The organism is Marinobacter sp. (assembly GCF_041984545.1).
Lineage (GTDB): Bacteria > Pseudomonadota > Gammaproteobacteria > Pseudomonadales > Oleiphilaceae > Marinobacter.
Window position 1 is genome coordinate 125,416 of record NZ_JBHIXV010000006.1, and the last position, 15,080, is coordinate 140,495.

At 60.6% G+C, this 15,080-nt stretch carries 11 protein-coding genes; 6 read left to right on the plus strand and 5 right to left on the minus strand.

Going from position 1 to position 15,080, the window contains the following annotated elements:
• Positions 1-75: 75 nt before the first annotated feature.
• Together ACFC20_RS04840 and ACFC20_RS04845 are read left to right on the plus strand one after the other, a co-directional pair.
• Entirely contained in the window at positions 76-1,890 is a 1,815-nt protein-coding gene (locus tag ACFC20_RS04840; protein WP_375192011.1) for an ATP-binding protein, read from the plus strand.
• Complete coding sequence (locus tag ACFC20_RS04845; RefSeq protein ID WP_375192012.1) at positions 1,887-3,239, plus strand: sigma-54-dependent transcriptional regulator; 1,353 nt, start codon at positions 1,887-1,889, stop codon at positions 3,237-3,239. The genes ACFC20_RS04840 and ACFC20_RS04845 overlap by 4 nt, the downstream gene beginning before the upstream one ends.
• 52 nt (positions 3,240-3,291) lie before the next feature.
• Here ACFC20_RS04845 and ACFC20_RS04850 read toward each other — a convergent pair whose 3' ends face one another.
• The gene (locus ACFC20_RS04850; protein WP_375192013.1) at positions 3,292-5,241 is read right to left on the minus strand and encodes an alpha/beta hydrolase family protein; all 1,950 of its coding nucleotides are present in this window, start codon (positions 5,239-5,241) and stop codon (positions 3,292-3,294) included.
• 256 nt (positions 5,242-5,497) lie between these two features.
• On the opposite strand from ACFC20_RS04850, the gene ACFC20_RS04855 reads away from it, so the two are divergent.
• Both ACFC20_RS04855 and ltrA read left to right on the plus strand, forming a co-directional pair.
• The gene (locus ACFC20_RS04855) at positions 5,498-7,192 is read left to right on the plus strand and encodes a methyl-accepting chemotaxis protein (protein ID WP_375192014.1); all 1,695 of its coding nucleotides are present in this window, start codon (positions 5,498-5,500) and stop codon (positions 7,190-7,192) included.
• Between the two features lie 521 nt (positions 7,193-7,713).
• Positions 7,714-9,105 carry a group II intron reverse transcriptase/maturase gene (ltrA, locus tag ACFC20_RS04860; protein WP_375192015.1) on the plus strand — a complete coding sequence of 464 codons (1,392 nt, stop codon included), beginning with the start codon at positions 7,714-7,716 and terminating at the stop codon, positions 9,103-9,105.
• An 82-nt stretch (positions 9,106-9,187) separates the two neighbouring features.
• Here ltrA and ppa read toward each other — a convergent pair whose 3' ends face one another.
• The 3 genes from ppa to rpiA all read right to left on the minus strand — a co-directional run bounded on the left by ppa (position 9,188) and on the right by rpiA (position 12,213).
• Positions 9,188-9,715: an inorganic diphosphatase gene (gene ppa / locus ACFC20_RS04865; RefSeq protein WP_375192016.1), complete on the minus strand. Its 528-nt coding sequence runs from the start codon at positions 9,713-9,715 to the stop codon at positions 9,188-9,190.
• Between the two features lie 537 nt (positions 9,716-10,252).
• Positions 10,253-11,392: an acyl-CoA dehydrogenase family protein gene (locus tag ACFC20_RS04870; RefSeq protein WP_375192017.1), complete on the minus strand. Its 1,140-nt coding sequence runs from the start codon at positions 11,390-11,392 to the stop codon at positions 10,253-10,255.
• Between the two features lie 140 nt (positions 11,393-11,532).
• Positions 11,533-12,213, minus strand: coding sequence for a ribose-5-phosphate isomerase RpiA (gene rpiA / locus ACFC20_RS04875; RefSeq protein WP_375192018.1), 681 nt, complete (start codon positions 12,211-12,213; stop codon positions 11,533-11,535).
• 160 nt (positions 12,214-12,373) lie between these two features.
• Here rpiA and ilvA point away from each other — a divergent pair, with 160 nt between their 5' ends.
• Both ilvA and ACFC20_RS04885 read left to right on the plus strand, forming a co-directional pair.
• Positions 12,374-13,909, plus strand: coding sequence for a threonine ammonia-lyase, biosynthetic (gene ilvA, locus ACFC20_RS04880; RefSeq protein WP_375192019.1), 1,536 nt, complete (start codon positions 12,374-12,376; stop codon positions 13,907-13,909).
• 269 nt (positions 13,910-14,178) lie between these two features.
• On the plus strand, positions 14,179-14,340 hold the full coding sequence (locus tag ACFC20_RS04885; protein WP_375183531.1) for a hypothetical protein: 162 nt from the start codon (positions 14,179-14,181) through the stop codon (positions 14,338-14,340).
• Here the strand turns inward: ACFC20_RS04885 and ACFC20_RS04890 are convergent.
• Positions 14,310-14,957, minus strand: coding sequence for a 5-formyltetrahydrofolate cyclo-ligase (locus tag ACFC20_RS04890; protein ID WP_375183530.1), 648 nt, complete (start codon positions 14,955-14,957; stop codon positions 14,310-14,312). The two genes, ACFC20_RS04885 and ACFC20_RS04890, sit on opposite strands and share 31 nt — an antisense overlap.
• Positions 14,958-15,080 lie beyond the last annotated feature (123 nt).

Genomic DNA, 15,080 nt, shown 5'->3' on the forward strand with positions numbered 1-15,080 from the left:
CCCTGGCCCGGTTGCTCTGTGGTTCGGTCGGCTATACTCTGGCGGCTTTCAAGAGTCATGCAGGAACCGGCTTCTATGGCCTACCGGATCGGCGTCTTTCTCCTATTTGTAGTGACCCTCGTGGGCAGCTGGGTGCTCGGTGGCTGGGTCGGTTACCGGCAGGTCGAGCAGGAGAGCCTGGAAGAATCCTTCCGCTACCGACAGCTGGTGGCCAATGAGCTCAACCGGTATCTTCCTGTGCCCGAACTGATGGCCGAGCATCCGGTACTCGCTCGGGCGCTGGAGGCTCCGGACAGCCCGGCTGCCATACTGGCTGCCAACGAGCAGATGCAGCGCATGGCGACCATTGTTGGCAGTTCCGATGTCTACCTGATGGACACAGATGGCCTGACCATCGCCGCCAACAACTATCTCCAGCCCGACAGCTTTGTCGGCCGCAACTTCGGTTTTCGTCCCTATTTTTTCGAGGCCATGGAATCCGGTGATTCCGCGATCTATTTTGCCCTCGGTCTGATGTCCGGGGTGCGGGGACTGTACTTCTCGCACCCGGTTCGGGACGAAGACGGGCGTATGCTTGGTGTGGTTGCAGTGAAGGTGCTGGTGCACGAGCTGGAATCCCAGTGGGACCGGCCTGCGGGCCTGCGCGAGGCTGAAATGGTGGTTCTGGACCAGAACGGTATCAGTTTTCTTGCCAGCAAGCCCAACTGGCTTTACCGGAACTTTTCCGGGCTGGACAGTGCGGTACCCGATGAGTACTCGCGCCAGCGCTACCCCGACCGCGATCTGGCACCCATGGCCCTGGAAACCCTGGGCAAGCCCGCCGGGTTGTCCGACCAGTCGGCCACCATCCGGATCCGGGAAAACGGCAAGCCCCGGGAGTACCTGAGTGTGCGTACCCCGCTGCCGCGCATGGACTGGACGCTTCAGGTCATGGTCAGCACCCATTCGGTGGTCTGGACCCGGCTCGGGTTTGTCATCGGCGGCGCCGCCCTGTTTTTTGGTGGGTTACTGACCTGGCTCTACCTGCGGGAGCGTTATCGGCGGGAAGCCGAGCTGGCGTTGCGGGGTGAGCAGCTGGAGCGCAGTGTGGCCGAGCGTACCGCTGATCTGGAAAACTCCAACCGCAAGCTGGTGGAGGAAATCCGCGAACGGGAACGCACCCAGAACGAATTGCGGGAAACCCAGCAGGAGCTGATCCAGGCAGCCAAGCTGGCGGTCCTGGGCCAGATGTCGGCCGGCCTCAACCACGAAATGAACCAGCCATTGACGGCCATCCAGACCTACGCCAGGAACAGCCGGCGATTCCTCGAAAAGGGCGCCAGCGAGATGGTGGATGCTAACCTGACAGAAATTATCTCGCTGTGCGACAAGATGGCGGAGCTGACGCGGCAGTTCAAGGTGTTCGCGCGCAAATCCGAGGGACCGCCGGCGGTGGTGGATCTGCGGCAGTCGATTGATGCCTCGCTGAAGATTATTGTTGCCCAGAAATCCAGCTCGGAGATTGCCATACGCTGGAACCGGCCAGACAAGCCAGTGATGTGCCATGGCGATCTGATTCGTATCGAGCAGGTGATGGTGAATCTGATGGCCAACGCCGTTCAGGCCGTGGAAGGCGGCGAACGCCCCGAGGTGCGGATTGATATTGAAGAGACCGAGGACTTCTGGCGGTGCCTGGTGCGGGACAACGGCCCCGGTTTGCAGGGCGATACCGAACAGATTTTCGAGCCGTTCTTCACCACCAAGTCGGTGAAGCAGGGCCTCGGTCTTGGGCTCTCGATCTCGCGCCAGATTGTGGACGCGTTGGGCGGCAGCCTCACCGGGCGGAATCGCCGCGACGGCCCGGGCGCGGAATTTGTACTAACCCTCAGGAAACGGGAGGCCACGGAATGAAAGAGCCCTCGGTAATCTTCGTGGACGATGACCCGCACATTCGCCAGGCTATCGCCCAGACCCTGACGCTGGAAGAGCTGCCGGTTGGCTGTTTTGGCGATGCGCCCACGGCGCTGGGTCACATCACTGCCGACTACGATGGTGTGGTTCTTTGTGACTACAACATGCCGGAGATGAACGGCCTGGAGATGCTCGAGCGTATTCGCCGCATGGACGAAGCCATACCAGTGATCATCCTCACTGGCCAGGGCGACATCAGCACGGCGGTGACCGCCATGCAACAGGGCGCCTACGATTTCATCGAGAAGCCCTTCGATCACGATGAGCTCATCGAGCTGTTGCGGCATGCCCTCGAGAAACGCCATCTGGCCCTGGAGAACCGTCGCCTCAAGGCCCAGTTGCGCCACTTGGCCAGGCCTGGCCCGCGGATTCTGGGGGATTCCCCCACCATGCAGAAAGTCATGGCCACCATCGATCCGATCCTGGATATCTCCGCCAACATTCTTCTGCACGGCGAAACCGGCTCGGGCAAGGACGCGCTGGCCCGGTACATCCACGAGAACAGCGCCCGCAGTGCCCATAACTTCGTTGCCATCAACTGCGGCGCGGTGCCGGAAAACCTGATCGAAAGCGAGCTATTTGGCCACGAGGCCGGCGCCTTCACCGGTGCCGACAAACGCCGGATCGGCAAGATTGAACACGCCCACAAAGGCACGCTGTTCCTGGATGAGGTGGAGAGCATGCCGATGCCCCTGCAGGTGAAACTGCTGAGGGTGCTTGAGGAGCAGAAGGTTGAGCGCCTCGGGAGCAATGTGGTTCAGGATGTGGATGTGCGAATTATTGCCGCCACCAAGGCGGACCTGAAAAAACTCAGCGACGACGGCGAATTCCGCTCCGACCTCTACTACCGGCTGAACGTGGTCAAGGTAGACATTCCACCGCTCAGGGAACGAAAGGAGGACATCCCCCTCCTGTTTCACCATTTCGTACTGATTGCGGCAGCCCGGTACGATCGGGAAAGCGTGCCGCTGGACGCGGGCCAGGCCGCCCGCCTTATGCAGCATTCCTGGCCCGGCAACGTGCGGGAGCTGAGGAACCTGGCGGAACGCTACGTGTTGCTCGGGCCGGCCGCCCTCGACGAGAACGATCCGTCCGGTACTGCCAATGTGGCCGGTCGCCAGACGCTCTCCGAGATGATGGATGGCTTTGAGCGCTCGGCCATTATCAGTGCCCTGAATGCCTGCCATGGCAGCATCAAGGACACCATGGTGCAGCTGGGCATTGCCCGCAAGACGCTCTACGACAAGATGCGCAAGCACGGCCTGGACAAAGCCCAGTTCAAGGATTGACGGTGTGTACACGGCCACCCGGCCCAGATGAGGCCGCGTGACCGGGGGCGGGTCAGTCTGCCAGCAACTCCGGGGCCAGAGCCTGCTGTCCGTCTGGCGTCAGGATCGGAAGCGCCACCTCACCACTGACCTGAACCGATGCTGTCACGATGTCCCGCGAGAAGGCGCCTGCGAAGGTCGAGTGCTGGCCGTAGATCATCAGTACCAGACGGTCGCCCGCCTGCAGACGCTCGGCAATGCCGGTCAGCTCCACCGAGTGGCGTCCAAGCCCGCGCAGAGGCTGTACCTGCTCGTCGATAAGCTCGGGAACGGAAAGACCACTTCTGATCACCCCGACCCCCACAAACAGGATGGCATCGCAGGTGCCTGTCGCGGTAACCGGATCTGACTCGTCCAGGCACAGGGCATCCAGTTCCGGAACACCAAAACCCACCGTTACATCCAGTGTCGGAATGCCCGCAATCACGGCTTCTTCCGGCAGCGTGGTCAGCGGCACGATCGCCGGTAACAGGGCACCTGCCCCGGTGGTTGCGGTGACCGGCAGTTCGGCTCCGAGGACCTTGTTGGCCACCGCGAAACGGGCACCCCCGACCGTCACCTCTGGCGCGGCTACCGCATCGCCGGGGGTCAGGGTATAGCAGATCTGATCACCGGTGGTGATGACGTTATTCACGTCTCCCTTGCCAAGCAGCTTCTCGTTGAACCAGGCCACTGTGGCCCGGGTAACTTCGATATCACCGCAGTTGCCAAGGCCGTTCAGATCACCGGTCGCCAGGGTGGGCAGTTCACCCGCGTAGAAGGTGAGATTGGCCAGGGTTTCCTGGATCAAGCCGGCATTGGGCGCCAGGTAGTGGTGGCCGAAGGGGTAGGTGAGCAGGCGCACGTCGCCGCCGCCCCGCTTCATGATCCGGTAGTTTTCGTAGGCGTCGTTGAACGGGAACAGGCTGTCCCGCATGCCCTGGAACATCAGCACATCCACCGGATAAGGCTCGCGCTGGGGCGTCTTTAGAATATAACGACCGTCACCGGTGATAGGAATCTGGCCGGTGATCGGGTCCAGCAGGTATTCCTGGGTGTTGCCGCTGTCGAACAGCGCCAGCTGTCGCTCGTTGTCTGCGAAGTAGCTGGGGCTGTGGTAGTGGAAAAAGTCGAGGGCCGGCTCGGCCACACGGTTATTCACGATGCCGTCAATCAGCGTGCTGCGCAGGTAGGGATCCATAGAGCCGCCGGAGCCGGCATCGCCGGCCAGCGAGAGGAAGGCCAACCAGTAATTCTTGGTGACATCGCCAGGGTTGAGACTGTAGGTGAGATCGTGCCAGGTGATCTGTGGAACCATCGCGTCCATCCGGCGATCCGGGTCCACGTTGTACAGCAGGTACTGGAACCCGCCGCCATAGCTGCCGCCCACGGCGCCAAGCAGAAGGTTGTTGTCCTCGTATTTCAGGTAGTCGAGGCGGGTTTCGGCCCAGTCCAGGATCTGAACGAGGTCTTCACCTTCAAAATCGGGATCCATCACGCGAATGGTGCCGCCGCTTTCACCGTGCCCACGCTGGTCAATGCTGATCACCGTGTAGCCGGCCTCAACCAGCGGCCGGACGGGAGAAAGCAGATCGTCGCCTGCTTCTGTGGTTCGGGATCCACTGAAGCCGTGGCCCTGGAGAATCAGGGGGTGCCGGGTGTCGCAATCGAACAGGGCGGGCTCGAATACCTGAAACACGATGGCGGCGCCATCCACCCGGGAAGGCATCTGGACCCGGTAACTTCGCCCGCCGCTCAGGTTCTCGCCGCTGTTACAGGAGGCATGTGCCATTTCGCTGCTGTTCTCGGGTACTGGCCGGCTGATGGTACGGGTTGGTTGCCGGGAAGAGGAGTGGGGAGCCCGTGAGGCATCGGCCCGAACGGTGTCCGGCGTTGCCGAAGCGGTCTTGCCACCACCGCCACCGCAGGCGGCCAACAGGGTAACGATGGCGCACACCAGCGCCAATCGGGTCATGTGGTTCATTGCGTTTGCCTTGTTATTTGTCAGTTTTTGTTAAGACGCGTTGAAATTTGTTACCTGCGTCACACTAAGGCGTGGCTGCAGAGAGAGCGATGGCCCGGTTGCCGGCTGTCGGTGGCGGAAAAGTCAGTTACAGACCAGACACAAACTACGCATTTTTCTCAATAACGGCAGAAGCGGTTTTTCAGTAGAGTGCGCGACTTTTTCACGGCCGGTCTCGCCGGCTGCCCAGCGAACCAGACTCTGAAGACGGACTGCCATGAAAAACCTCACTATCCAGACCCGGGTGCTTCTGCTTGCCCTGGTGCCCGTTATCGTACTGACCGCCTTCCTGACCAGTTACAACCTGAACCAGGCTGCTGATATCGGCGATCAGGCGGTTGTCGGTTTTTCCTCAGACATGGAAGCGAGCAAGCGTCAGGAGCTGCAGAATTATCTGGCTGTCGCCCGGTCGTCCATAGACCACCTGTATAACCAGCCGGGCTCCGCGGACGATCCCGCCGTTCGGGCGCAAGCCTGGGAGATCCTGCGCCAGTTGAGGTTCAACGACTCGGGCAGCACCGGCTATTTCTTCGTCTACGACACCAACGGCGTCAATGTGATGCACGGCGTCAATCAGACTCTCGAGGGCAGGAATCTCTGGGATTTTCAGGACCCCAACGGCACCTACCTCATCCGCGAACTGGTCAAAGCCGCCCGTAATGACGGCGGTTATGTTTCATACGGCTGGAAAAACAGTGATACCGGAGAGGTTGCACCGAAACTGGGGTACGCTGAAATGCTGCCCAAGTGGGGTGTAATGATTGGTACCGGCTTCTGGATTGACGGTCTCGAAAAGCAGGTGGCGGAGATGGAAAGCGAGGTGGCGGGCTCGCTGGAAGACGCCGTGATTGCGTCGGTCAGCACGTCGCTGGTCGCGCTGGTGCTGATTGTTCTCCTGGCACTGTTTGTTGTTCGCACCATTATTCGCCCTCTGAAGTCCGCTGTGTCTGCCATGAACGATATTGCCAGCGGTGATGGCGACCTTACCCGTCGGCTCGAGGTGTCCGGTCGGGACGAACTGGGCCAGCTGGCAACGGCGTTCAACAGCTTCGCCGATCAGGTACACGGACTGGTTGAGCGCGTACTGTCATCAACGCGAACGCTCAACGAGGCTACCGCCGACCTGAACCGGGTGATGGTCGAAGCTGAGCAGGGTGTTGAGCGGCAGACGTCTGAAAGTGACCAGGTGGCCACCGCGATGAGTGAAATGACGGCCGCGGCCCAGGAAGTCGCGACCAATGCCAGTGAAGCCTCGGCCGCCGCAGACAGTGCCAACGGTCAGGTGTGTGATGCGCAAGGGCTCGTGCATCAGGCCACGGAGGTCATCGGTGGTCTTTCCGAGCAGGTGGAAGAAGGAGTCCGGGTGATTGAGAAGCTCGGTGCTGATTCCCGGCAGATCGACAGCGTGCTTGAGGTGATCCGGGAAATTGCAGACCAGACCAACCTGCTGGCGCTCAACGCCGCCATTGAAGCGGCGCGAGCCGGTGAGGCGGGGCGCGGGTTCGCCGTGGTGGCCGACGAAGTGAGGACACTTGCACGACGGACTCAGCAAAGCACCCGGGAAATCCAGGATATGATTGAACGGCTGCAGTCCGGCGCTGGCAACGCGGTCAGTCTGATCGGCTCGATCAGCGAGCGCAGCGAAGCGACGGTGTCCGAGACCCGCCGGGTCAACGATGCCCTTCAGCGCATTGGCCAGGCTGTGGCCACGATTACCGATATGAACACCCAGATCGCCAGCGCGGCGGAAGAGCAGACCAGTGTGTCCGAGACCATCAACCAGAACGTGCACGAGATCGTTGCGATCACCGAGCAGACAGCGCAGGGAACGCGTACGGCGGGCAATGCGACCCAGCGGCTGAGGGATCTTGCCTCCGAGATGTCCGACCAGGTCAGCCGCTACCGGGTATAGGGCAGCGCTTCAGGTATCGGGAAGTCAGGGCGGAACCGGAATTCCGCCCTTTTTTGTGGTGCGCCAGGCATGGCGCGTAGCGCCTTGACGGGCGCTGTTCCGGTACAGGTGGTGCTGGCCGGATGACTTGGGGGTGCAAGTCCCCTGTGGGCCCGGCAAGGGGAACCACTAGCCGGACGGCAAGGGTGTCCACCGCGAGGTGGAATCTGAAGGAAGCCACAGGCAAAACACTGGCCCGACGAACAGGAACCGCATTAGGCGGTCACACCGGGTAAGGCGGCCAATATCGTCAAAGCCCAATACTTGCACGGAAGGTGTGGACGTACATGTGGCGGGTATAAGTGTGAAGGTCACGCGTCTTACCCTGGGAAGTCTGGCTCTCTGCCACTGTGCTACCTGCCCCGTGAGGGGCGGGGATGGGGCGCCAGAACTCAGCCGAGGTCATAGTAGGTGCGTCACCGCGTACTGAAGGGCCGAACATGGTTAGCCGTTAGTAGGCGATAAGTTCTCGTGATGTGCTTATGAAGACAGAAGTGACCCGGATGGGTCAGGGCATTCAGGGAGGCGCCGGACAGTATCCGGCAAAGACTGAAGCCCGTGTCGAGGCAGGCGCGGGGGCTCACTCGTGGACGAACGCGGAGCCGAATACGCTGATGGAACAGGTGCTTGAGCGCCCGAACCTGATGCGTGCGTATCAGCGGGTGGTGTCCAACAAGGGCGCCGCTGGTGTCGACCAGATGCCGGTGACGGCCCTGAAAGGCCACCTGCAACAGCATTGGCCAACGCTGCGAGAGCGGCTGTTGGCCGGAGACTACCATCCTCAACCGATACGTCGAGTCAGTATCCCCAAACCGCAAGGCGGGGAGCGGATACTGGGTATCCCGACGGTACAGGATCGCCTGATCCAACAAGCGCTTCATCAGGTGTTGAGCCCGATGCTGGAACCGACCCTCTCGGATCACAGCTACGGGTTCCGCCCCGGGCGAAGCGCCCATCAGGCGGTCAAGGCGATGCAGCGACACATCAATGATGGCCACCGCTGGGTGGTCGATCTGGATCTGGCCCAGTTCTTTGATCGGGTCAACCACGATGTGCTGATGGGCCTGCTGGCCCGTCGCATCACCGACCGACGGATACTCATCCTGATCCGACGATACCTGCGAGCCGGCATGCTCGAAGGTGGGTTGGTCAGCCCGAGACGGGAAGGAACACCGCAAGGTGGCACTCTCTCACCCTTGCTCTCCAACGTGCTCCTGACCGAACTGGACCGGGAGTTGGAGCGGCGGGGACACCGGTTCTGCCGCTACGCGGACGACTGTAACATCTACGTTCGCAGCAAAAGGGCCGGCGATCGAGTGATGGCCAACATGACCCAGTTCCTGGAAACGCGCCTGCGCTTGAAGGTGAACACGACGAAAAGCGCCGTAGACCGCCCTTGGCGTCGGAGCTTTCTGGGGTACAGCGTGAGCTGGCACAAGCGACAGGTAAGGTTGAGGGTTGCACCGAAGAGCCTGAAGGCCTTCATGGCTAAGCTGCGACCATTGCTGAAACGATCCCGAGGGCAGTCGCTTCCAACGACCATCCGAAACCTGAACCCGGTGCTGCGGGGCTGGGCGAGCTACTATCGCCTTACCGCCTCGAAGCGCCCGGTGGAAGCGCTGGATGGCTGGATACGGCGACGTCTCCGACTGATCCTGTGGCAGCAATGGAAGCGACCCCGCACGCGGGCTCGTAACCTGATGCGGCTCGGTCTGACTAAGCAAAGGGCTTGGGTGAGTGCAATGAATGGCCGTGGGCCCTGGTGGAACAGCGGCGCGTCTCACATGAATGCGGCGCTGCCCAAGCGGGTGTTCAATGGCCTATCTCTGATAAGCTTGCTGGATACGATGGTTCGGCTTCAGCGCCAACCATGAACCGCCGTATACGGAACCGTATGTGCGGTGGTGTGAGAGGACGGGGGAGGTAACTCCCCCTCCTACTCGATGGAGGCGGTGATCAGCCCTTGTAGTTGTTGATGGAATCAACAATGGCCTTGCGCGCCGCGTCCGCATTCTCCCAACCCTGGACCTTCACCCACTTGCCGGGCTCGAGGGTCTTGTAGTTCTCGAAGAAGTGCTTGATCTGGTCGCGCAGTAGCTCGGGCAGATCCTCAATGTCCTTCACGTCGTGGTAGGTGGTGGTCAGCTTGTCGTGGGGCACTGCCACCAGCTTGGCGTCGCCGCCTGCTTCGTCTTCCATGTTCAGCACACCCACCGGGCGGCAGCGAATCACGGAGCCGGCCTGTACCGGGTAAGGGGTAACCACCAGCACGTCGAGGGGGTCGCCGTCGTCGGCCAGGGTGTGCGGGATGAAGCCGTAGTTTGCCGGGTAGAACATGGGGGTGGCCATGAACCGGTCAACCAGCAGGGCGCCCATGTCTTTATCGAGCTCGTACTTCACCGGCGAGCTGTTGGCCGGGATTTCGATGGCAACGTAGATGTCTTCAGGCGGGTTCTTGCCTGCGGGGATGTTGTCGAATTGCATGTGCGATCCTTCCTGGTACGTTCAAGGTACGTTTAACTGCGGTTAAAAAGTGGGCGCAATTATACGGAAGTCTCCTGCGGTTCGAAACTAAACCTTCGTCGTTGAGTTGGGTGCAAGCGGCTATCTGGCAGGGCTTTCCGAAAAACGCCCGTGAATACGTCCATGTAGGGCTCGGTCGCGCCATCCCTGGCGCTCCACGTTTTCGGAAAGCCCTGCCAGATAGCCGCCCCAGCCTCTGAGTAACATTCAAGAGCGAATCCACCTCTTGTGAGGAAGATCCCGAGATGGTCGCCCTGATCCTTCAGGTGCTCCCACTAAAAAAAGGAAATCAATTTCATCGTATGTCGCGGGAGGATTGCACATTGTTCGAACGGGTCCTGTCGGCGGCCTTTCCAAAACTGTAGAGGGCCAGGGATGGCCCGAAACAAGCGCACATGGATGTGCTCGTAGCGTGTTTTGGAAAGGCCGCCGACAGGACCCCGCCCCTCCAGCCTGGCAGGCTGGGTCAGGACAAGCGGCCACCGCGACACCCAGAGGTCAGAGCCTGATCTGCTTGGCAATGAGCTCCTTCATGATCTCGGTGGTGCCGCCGCCAATCGAGAGAATCTTGGCGTCCCGGTATAAACGCTCGACTACGGTTTCCCGCATGTAGCCCATGCCACCGAACAGCTGCACCGCCTCCCGGGTGACCTTCTCGCAGACATCCACCGAGAAGTTCTTGGCCATGGCCACCTCCTTGATGGGGTTCTTGCCTGCCTGCATCAGGGCCGCGCAGCGGTAGGTGTATTCCCGGGCCACGTCGATCTGGGTGGCCATGTCCACCAGCTTGTGGCGGGTTATCTGGAAGCCGGCAATGTTGCGGCCGAACGCCTTGCGTTGTTGGGTGTACTCCAGAGCTGCCTCGTAGGCCAGTTGCGCGGTCATGTAGGCCATGATGGCCAGCATCAGCCGTTCGGACAGGAAATTGCTCATGATGGCGATAAAGCCCGCGTTCTCGGCGCCGATCAGGCGATCCGCGGGTACCCGGCAGTCCTCGAAGAACAGCTCGGCGGTGTCGCTGGCCCACCAACCCATTTTGCGCAGTTTCCTGCCGGTGGAAAAACCGGGCATGTCCCGGTCGATCAGTAGCAGGCTGATGCCGCCATGGCCTTCGCCGCCGGTGCGCACAGCCACCGTGTAGTGGTCGGCGCGCAGGCCGCTGGTGATGAAGGTCTTGCTGCCGTTGACGATGTAGTGGTCGCCGTTCCGTACTGCCCGGGTCTTCAGGCTGGCGACGTCTGAGCCACCGCCCGGTTCGGTCACGGCCAGGGCGGCGATTCTCTCGCCCCGCAGCACCGGTGGAACGATCTGTTCGCGGATGTCCGGTTTCGCCCATTTCGCGACGGGTGGCAGGCCGATATCCAGGGAGCCCAGGCCGGCAACCAGGCCGCCGGACGTAGAGCGCATCAGCTCTTCGGACACCGCCACTTTCATAAAGATATCGCCCTCGCCGATACCACCCAGCGCTTCCGGAAAGCCAATGCCCAGCAGGCCGGCTTCTCCCGCCTTGGCGTAAAGATCCCGGGGGAATTCGCCCGCCTCTTCCCAGTCCTCAATGTGTGGTAACACATGGGTTTCTATGAATTTGCGGGCGGTGGCCCGGACCTGCTGGTGGGTTTCGTTGAAATAGTCGGACACGGCAGAGCTCCCTGATCGGAATCACTGGGAAGCAGTGTCGCGTAAATTTTCAGACCAAGCAAGCGCTTGGTTTGCCATTTCCCGGGCAATAAAAAAGCTGGCCCATCTGGCCAGCTCTGCTGTGTCCGGCGCTGGGACGTTCAGGCGCCCTTGCTCTCGATAGTTTTGACACCATCTTTTGTGCCCAGCAGCAGCAGATCGGCACGCCGTCGGGCGAACAGGCCGTTGGTGACCACGCCCACCACGTTGTTCAGCTGCTCCTCCACCCGAATCGGCTGGGAAATATCCATGTTGTGCACGTCGATGATGATGTTGCCGTTGTCGGTCACCACGCCCTCGCGATACACCGGGTCGCCGCCGAGTCGCACGATCTCCCGGCCCACGTGGCTGCGCGCCATGGGAATCACTTCCACCGGCAGGGGGAACTTGCCGAGGATGCCGACCATCTTGGATTCGTCGGCAATGCAGATGAAGGTCTTGGCAACGGCGGCCACGATTTTTTCCCGAGTGAGTGCGGCACCGCCGCCCTTGATCAGTTCCAGGCGCTCGTTGGTTTCGTCGGCGCCGTCGACATAGAACTCCAGTTCGCCGGCGCTGTTGAGATCGTAGACCGGGATGCCGTGGCTTTTCAGGCGCTCGGCGGTGGCTTCGGAGCTGGCGACAGCACCGTCGAATTCGGTTTTCAGCTCGGCCAGCATGTCAATGAAGAAGTTGGCGGTGCTCCCGGTACCGACACCGATCACACTCTCGCTGCTGAGGCGGGGGGCGATGTAGTCAATGGCGGCCTTGGCGACGGCTTTTTTCAGTTCGTCCTGGGTCATCTGGGGCTCCGGCGGTAAAACAGAATGGATTTGCGGGCATTATAGCGTCTTGTGCGGGTCTGCTTATAGACGGCCGCCGTGCAAAGTTTCTACACTGTGGGTTTTTCCCAGCCGGGCGCTGACATTCATCCGCCAACAACCAACAGAAGCCGGAACTGCTATGCCGCAACGCTACATCAAGAAGATTCTCGATGCGCGCGTCTATGACGTGGCCATCGAAACACCCCTCACTGAAGCCCGCAGTCTGTCCAAGCGCTTTGGCAACAATATTATGCTCAAGCGGGAAGACCTTCAGCCGGTGTTTTCCTTCAAGATTCGTGGCGCCTACAACCGGATTGCGCAGCTGTCCGAGGAGCAGAAGGCCAAGGGCGTGATCTGCGCGTCGGCCGGCAACCACGCCCAGGGTGTCGCCCTGGCGGCGAAGAACCTCGGTATCAAGGCGGTGATTGTGATGCCCCAGACCACGCCCGAGATCAAGGTGCGCTCGGTGCGCGATCACGGTGCCCGGGTGGTCCTAAAGGGCGATGCCTTCGACGAGGCTGCCGCCCATGCCCAGGACTTGATCAAGAAACACGGCTACACCTACATCCCGCCCTACGATGATCCGGACGTGATTGCCGGCCAGGGCACGGTGGCCATGGAGATCCTGTGGCAGTTCAGCAAGCCGATTCACGCCATCTTTATCTGCGTGGGCGGTGGCGGCCTGATCGCCGGCATGGCTGCCTACATCAAGTACCTGCGTCCGGAGATCAAGGTAATCGGCGTGGAGCCGGAAGACTCCAACTGCCTGCAGGCTGCCATGAAGGCAGGCAAGCGGGTGGTGCTGGATGAAGTGGGCATCTTCGCCGACGGCGTGGCCGTCAAGCAGATTGGCAAGCACCCGTGGGAGATCTGCAAGGACTACGTGGACGAGGTGATCACCGTGTCCACGGATGAGATCTGCGCCGCCATCAAGGATGTGTTCGAGGATACCCGCTCCATCGCCGAGCCCGCCGGGGCGTTGGGTGTGGCTGGCATCAAGAAGTACATCGAACGTGAGAAGATCGAGGGCGAGAACCTGGTGGCCACCCTCAGCGGTGCCAACATGAACTTCGACCGCCTGCGCTATATCTCCGAGCGCACCGAGGTGGGCGAGAAGCGCGAAGCGATCCTGGCGGTGACCATTCCCGAGCGGCCGGGTGCCTTCAAGACCTTCATCAATGCCCTGCACAAGCGCAGCATTACAGAGTTCAACTACCGCTACGCGGATGCCACCAACGCCACCATCTTCGTGGGTATCCAGATTGCCGCCGGCGGCCATGGCCGGGAGGATCTGGTGCAGGAGCTGCGGGAAAGCGGCTACTCGGTGGTGGACCTGACCGACAGCGACCTGGCCAAGCAGCACATTCGCCACATGGTGGGCGGCCATGCGCCGACCATCACCAACGAGAAGGTATTCCAGTTCGAATTCCCGGAGCGCCCAGGGGCGCTGCTCAAGTTCCTGATGTCACTGGGCACCCGCTGGAACATTTCCATGTTCCACTACCGTAATCACGGCGCCGCCTACAGCCGGGTGCTGCTGGGCGCCCAGGTGGATGACGATGAAGTGCAGGACTTCGAGAAGATGCTCGACAAGGTCGGTTTCCGCTATGAAAACATGACGGATAACGAGGCCTATCAGCTGTTTCTGGGGCAGGGTAACGCGCGTTCAAGTTAACTCTGGGTAGGTCAGGGTCTGGCAGGGCTTTCCAAAACTGTGCGGAGCCATGGATGGCGGAGCCAAGCGTACAGGGATGTATCCACAGCGTGTTTTGGAAAGCCCTGCCAGACCCTGGCCGGTCCCCCACTTCAAAGCTTACTTAATTTTAATCTGTCAAAAATTGTAAAAGTCCAGATAGGTGTTAGTCTTTCTTCTGATTCTTGAAGTCAAGAATAGCTCACTGATTTTCCGACGTTTTCAACATTGCATTTCGAGGAACTGAAACCATGGGCGGCAAGCCTGACATCATCAAAGCCATTGTGCTGATTTTCGCCATCGGCCTGGTGATTACCGGTTTCACCTCCATCCACGCCTCCGAAGACAGCGGGCCACGGGCCGGTACCCTTGTTGGCGCCGCTCAGGTAGCGACCCCACCTCTGAACCGGTAACGCTGTTTATCGGTGACCACGCTGTGTAACGGCACATCCCAGGGCTCTATGGGCAGCTTGTCCACTTTCTGGAAATCGTGTGCCAGGCCAATCAGCTTGGGGGCCAGTCTTGGGCGTAACCGGCTGAAAGCAAAGGTTCGGTCGTAGAAGCCGCCGCCCATACCCAGTCTGCCACCCTGTTCGTCAAAACCCACCAGCGGAAACAGAACCGCATCCAGCGCCCAGACCGGACGCCGCAGGCCCTTACTGAAGGCGGGTTCGGGAATGCCGAAACGGTTGGCGGTCAGCTCCACGCCGTCGTAGTAGGGGCTGAACACCAGGCGGCCCTCGTGGATTGGATGCAATACTGGCAGATAGAAACGAACCCCCTTGCGCAGGGCTATGTCCAGGTAGACATGAGGATCGATTTCACCGTCATTGGGCAGGTAGATGGCAATATGCCGCGCGCGGTGCAGGTCCGGATTCTTCAGCAGGTTCAGGGCGAGGTTCTCCGCGGCCTGCTGTTGCTGTTCAAAGCTGAGTGAACGACGCTGGTGGCGCAAGCGCTTGCGAAGGGCGCCGCGAGAAATGGTATCCGGGTGGGATTGAAACGGTTGGGGCTCGATAAACTGGCTCAAAATAAAGCTTCCCGGGCTGCCGTTATCGGATGTGGCCCTTGAACCCAAAGTTCAAGGTCGGTGGCCGCTGTGACATATTAGGCTTTCCCCTGTCGGGGACGTGCTCACAATGCCCTGAAGTAG

What these genes read in the sequence shown, in the direction of transcription:
- ACFC20_RS04845 (WP_375192012.1), top strand. Translation starts at nt 1,887, where the DNA reads ATGAAAGAGCCCTCGGTAATCTTCGTGGACGATGACCCGCACATTCGC.
- ACFC20_RS04855 (WP_375192014.1), top strand. Translation starts at nt 5,498, where the DNA reads ATGAAAAACCTCACTATCCAGACCCGGGTGCTTCTGCTTGCCCTGGTG.
- ltrA (WP_375192015.1), top strand. Translation starts at nt 7,714, where the DNA reads ATGAAGACAGAAGTGACCCGGATGGGTCAGGGCATTCAGGGAGGCGCC.
- ACFC20_RS04885 (WP_375183531.1), top strand. Translation starts at nt 14,179, where the DNA reads ATGGGCGGCAAGCCTGACATCATCAAAGCCATTGTGCTGATTTTCGCC.
- rpiA (WP_375192018.1), bottom strand. Translation starts at nt 12,213, where the DNA reads ATGACCCAGGACGAACTGAAAAAAGCCGTCGCCAAGGCCGCCATTGAC.
- ACFC20_RS04840 (WP_375192011.1), top strand. Translation starts at nt 76, where the DNA reads ATGGCCTACCGGATCGGCGTCTTTCTCCTATTTGTAGTGACCCTCGTG.
- ACFC20_RS04850 (WP_375192013.1), bottom strand. Translation starts at nt 5,241, where the DNA reads ATGAACCACATGACCCGATTGGCGCTGGTGTGCGCCATCGTTACCCTG.
- ppa (WP_375192016.1), bottom strand. Translation starts at nt 9,715, where the DNA reads ATGCAATTCGACAACATCCCCGCAGGCAAGAACCCGCCTGAAGACATC.
- ilvA (WP_375192019.1), top strand. Translation starts at nt 12,374, where the DNA reads ATGCCGCAACGCTACATCAAGAAGATTCTCGATGCGCGCGTCTATGAC.